This is a genomic window from Moorena sp. SIO4A5 (genome assembly GCF_010672005.1).
GTDB lineage: Bacteria > Cyanobacteriota > Cyanobacteriia > Cyanobacteriales > Coleofasciculaceae > Moorena.
Genome location: NZ_JAAHHZ010000436.1, coordinates 1 through 4,018 on the forward strand (window position 1 = coordinate 1; position 4,018 = coordinate 4,018).

A 4,018-nucleotide genomic window follows, 5' to 3' on the forward strand; every position below is an offset into this window, starting at 1 on the left:
TGGTGTCGTCGTTTAAGCTGCATATTATGAAGTCTTACCAGCAACTTCTGAAACCATGATTCGAGTTGCCATGATTCGGATTATGCTTAGACGGTTGGCGTAGCCAATTACTTTTCAGACATCCTCTAAATTCTAAATTCTTAATTCTTAATTCTTAATTCTTAATTCTTAATTCTTAATTCTAAGATTACTTCACCACTTTTAGACGATGTGGTGAGGGTTGATCATAGAGAACAATAAAACCACCAATAACCACCACAGCCAATGCTGAGGGGACTAATGGTACCCAATACCCTTGTTTCACAAGACCTAAGCAGGAGCCGTAGAGAATCGATAGAGCCAACAGCAACACACCCAAACGTAGGGAGGATTTACAGCGCCAACACACCAGACCAGCCGTTAGGCACCAACCCCAAATCCACACTACTTCACGCCATGTAGGCCAATCCCGTATCAGGGGTCGCTGATCTAAAACAGCACTTATAATCTGACTTACCATGTGGGCATGGATAATTACTCCTGGTGTTTGATCCTCTATGTCATTACCTTTACTATAGGGTGTAAAAAAATAATCCTCACGGCTGGGAGCAGTAACGCCAATCAGAACAATTCTTCCCTTGAAGGCATCACCATTGATCTTACCGTTTAGAACTTGAGAGAGAGTGACTTGGGGCACAAAATCTTCTGGAGATTGGTGAAAACGGTAATTCAGCATGATTTGGTGTCCCCAGGCATCCAGGTTATGATAACTGCCAGTATGATGGGTTAAGGGTGTAAAGACTACATCACCTAGCTGTAAATATCCTTGATCTGTGTAGGTGGGAGATATTTCCTCTGCCACTAGATACCGCATGGCCAACTGGGTACTCAGAGCATAGGAAGCACTACAAACTGATGTGGGATCAGGGTTAAAGGCCAACAGATGGCGACGGATCACCCCGTCTGGGTCACCTACAACATCACTAAAGCCCAAGTTTTGTTTAGGAACTTCTGGGGGCGGTGAAATTCCTTGATCCTCTTCGTTACTGGCTTTGCAGACCGTAACTAAATTCTCGGTTTGCTCTAGGAGCGTTCCCAAATCTTGGTAGTCTGGGGCTACAGGAAAATCACGATGAATATCTAGGCCAATTACTTTGGCTTGAGAGGAATTAAGTATTTCTAATAGTTGTTTGAGTGATCGGTCTGATAAGGAGGTACCTGGTCTTAAATCCGACTGCTGAGCTTTAATATCTTCTTCAGTAACCTCTACCACTATAATACGGGAATCAGGAAACTCCGCTGGTCTTCTATTAATCAGGTGGTCGAAGGCTTTCAATTCCAAACCTTGGAGTAAACTGAGCTGCTGTATAACTATCAAGAAGCATGTAATTACTAAACTGCTCACTAATACCTGGAGCAAGCTCAGCTTAGGACGTACAGGTGGAGGTGGAGGTGGAGGTATAGGTGGAGGTGGGACAGGGTTATCTATCAACCCTTTCCAAGTCGGTGGCGGGGCGGCGGGATTCTGACAAATTATCGGTAACCAAGTTGCACAAGGAAACTCATCTTCTATCCCTTGTAATCGTTCCCTAGCTTCCCGCACTGCTAAATAGAAGGACTGCCCCCGAGCAAAAGCGGTTAAAAAATATTTCAAAAATTCCTGTGAAACCCGGTCAGGTACCGGTTCTCGCATCACAACAATTTGGGGAATCTGTAAATTAGCCAGATTTGAGGCTAAACCCAAGCCATCACAAGAATTAAAAATCGCTATTTTTAAGCCTTTTCCAATTGCTCTTTTTAAGCCAAACTTTAACTGATTAATGGTTAAACTATCGGTTTTATTAATATAAATGTGACCCGTTTCATCATTGTTTTGACTGGAACTATGACCAGCAAAAAAGAGGATATCCCAGCATTGCTCCCAAAGGGCTTCATGGACTTGCTGGCGCTTGGGTTCTATGAGAAACTTGATCTGAGCATCAGGTAATTCCTCTAGCAACTTCTGATCTGCTTCGGTATCAATACCAAAACTATTGCCAATAATTGCTAAAATTCTCACCTTGGCGTGGGGCTTGGGATTTAGAGTGACTGGTTCAAACTTTAAGGCACTTAAAGCAATTTCTGCCTTGGAATAGCGTTCCCAAAAATCCCACAGATGCCAGGGCAGTCGCCGTAAACAACTGTTCTCGGTTTGAATAATGAGACGAATTTCATCCGAGGGTAATAGTTGTTCGAGTAATTTCTCCTTAATCGGTCGAAATGGCTCTGAGGATAGCCAAGCATTTAAGCGATCGCCTAATACTTGGGCAGCATTGTAGCACCGTTCCAGTTTAGATACATTGGTCACTTGTACCACTGATGCTTCTAGACGGGAACGTAACCCCAAACTGTGATAACTCGTTGTCCAACTTTGGCACGATTGCAGAATTTCAGGAGCAGGAGGTAGCCTGCCAGTGATTTCCAACAAAGGGCTTTTGCCCTCTTCCAAAATCTGTAAAGTGACTGGAAACCCTTGGTCAAAACAACCATTTCCTATCTTTAAGACAACTAATTTCCCAATACTGCGCGTGTTATTGGTCATTGGTCATGGATCACTTGTGTTGCAGATGTGATTTGTCCCCTCATTTTACCTATTTATAGAGGTTGATAGAGGTTTATAGAGGGTGTATCGGTGCCTTAGGATTGACCACTGACTGATCTCAAAACTGATCTCAAAAAAGACACCAGATAACCGATCTATCCCCGTAATCTGAAGGACTTTGAATTATAACGCTTTCAGTGGTGTGTCGATGGCTAAATTCGGTAATTCTTAGATTGGCGGTAGACCACGGTACGGGTTCAGATGGTAAAATCCTCAATAATCCTGGCATCGTCAAGGGCAACTTCGACACTAAATTGCTCTCCTGGTACACCACTGAACTGCAATTGAATGTAATTATCGATTTGTCTGGCTTGGGCTTCGAGAAACACTGTTCCGGATGCATCCAGCACAGTGAGTGTGAGGTGGGGAGGCAAATAGGTTTTACTGCCAGTGGGATATACCTTGAGGCGAATATTTTGCTTGAGTTCAGATTCTGGGACAAGTTCCACCACCAAAGCCACGGGGGAACCCGCTAGCAATAGCCCTAAGTCAATCAACTTAGCCCGCCTAATCCCCACATCAAGATTTTCCTCTAGGGGTAATGCTTCAGTTGACTCTAGACCAACAGAGCGGAAAGCGAACATTGGTTCGGGTGGGTTTAAAAAGTTTTCCAAGCTTTCGAGAGTTTGCCAACCAGTTTCAACCACATTGTTTAACCATTGACTCAAGTTTACCTTTGTTCTTTGGACTACCTGTGAGATAGGTTGATGGAAGTGATCGATTAAATCATCAACAGGTTGTAGTTGGCTAATGGGTAACTCTTCGGTATCAGCAGTTGGAGTAAATCCTAACACTGTCCCCTCCGACGATCGTTCATCAATCTGAACAACTACATAGCCAATCCGATCACACCAAACTTCGGGGGGAATATGGCAGACGGAATCTTGGACTTTGATCGGTCGGCATTCGATACGACCGATACCGGATACTTCCAAGTCTGCCACATTAGCTAACAGGCGTATAATAGGGTTCCAGCTGTCTGAGGCTTTTAAATCTGTAGTCATCCCCATCATTTGCATGTAATCATTGACAAGCAAGACAGCCAAGGTGTTGAGTCGAACTTGCTCAGCTTTTTCAGGGGTAGGCTGTTGCCTAGCAAATTGCTCAGCACTCCTGCGTGCATTCTGAGTAATGGGCAGAGGAAGGGCAAATTGTTCTAGGTTATGGGTGTTGTAGGTCATAGGAATTGTGTTTCTGTACTGATGTGAACACCTTGACTGAAGAAAGTTAATGTTAAGGTAAGTCTTTTTAAGGAACCTCCTATTATAGATATCCTTCCGATTCTCCAAATTTACGCAAACGGGGCAAACATTGTCGCTGATAAAAGCTACTTAATGTAGAAATTGATACATTAAACTCTTCTGATAGGGTTTTCCAGCTAGTTTCTGGAGGCAAGCG

The 4,018-nt window shown here is 43.7% G+C and carries 2 protein-coding genes; both read right to left on the reverse strand.

All coding sequences use genetic code 11. The annotated features are described in order from the left end of the window. Positions 1–187: 187 nt before the first annotated feature. Positions 188–2,560 (reverse strand): CHASE2 domain-containing protein, encoded by a 2,373-nt coding sequence (locus F6K57_RS38620; RefSeq protein ID WP_293073893.1) that lies wholly within the window; start codon positions 2,558–2,560, stop codon positions 188–190. A 257-nt stretch (positions 2,561–2,817) separates the two neighbouring features. Next, entirely contained in the window at positions 2,818–3,801 is a 984-nt protein-coding gene (locus F6K57_RS38625; RefSeq protein WP_293020059.1) for a DUF1822 family protein, read from the reverse strand. Positions 3,802–4,018: the final 217 nt, after the last annotated feature.

What these genes read in the sequence shown, in the direction of transcription:
- F6K57_RS38620 (WP_293073893.1), bottom strand. Translation starts at nt 2,560, where the DNA reads ATGACCAATAACACGCGCAGTATTGGGAAATTAGTTGTCTTAAAGATA.
- F6K57_RS38625 (WP_293020059.1), bottom strand. Translation starts at nt 3,801, where the DNA reads ATGACCTACAACACCCATAACCTAGAACAATTTGCCCTTCCTCTGCCC.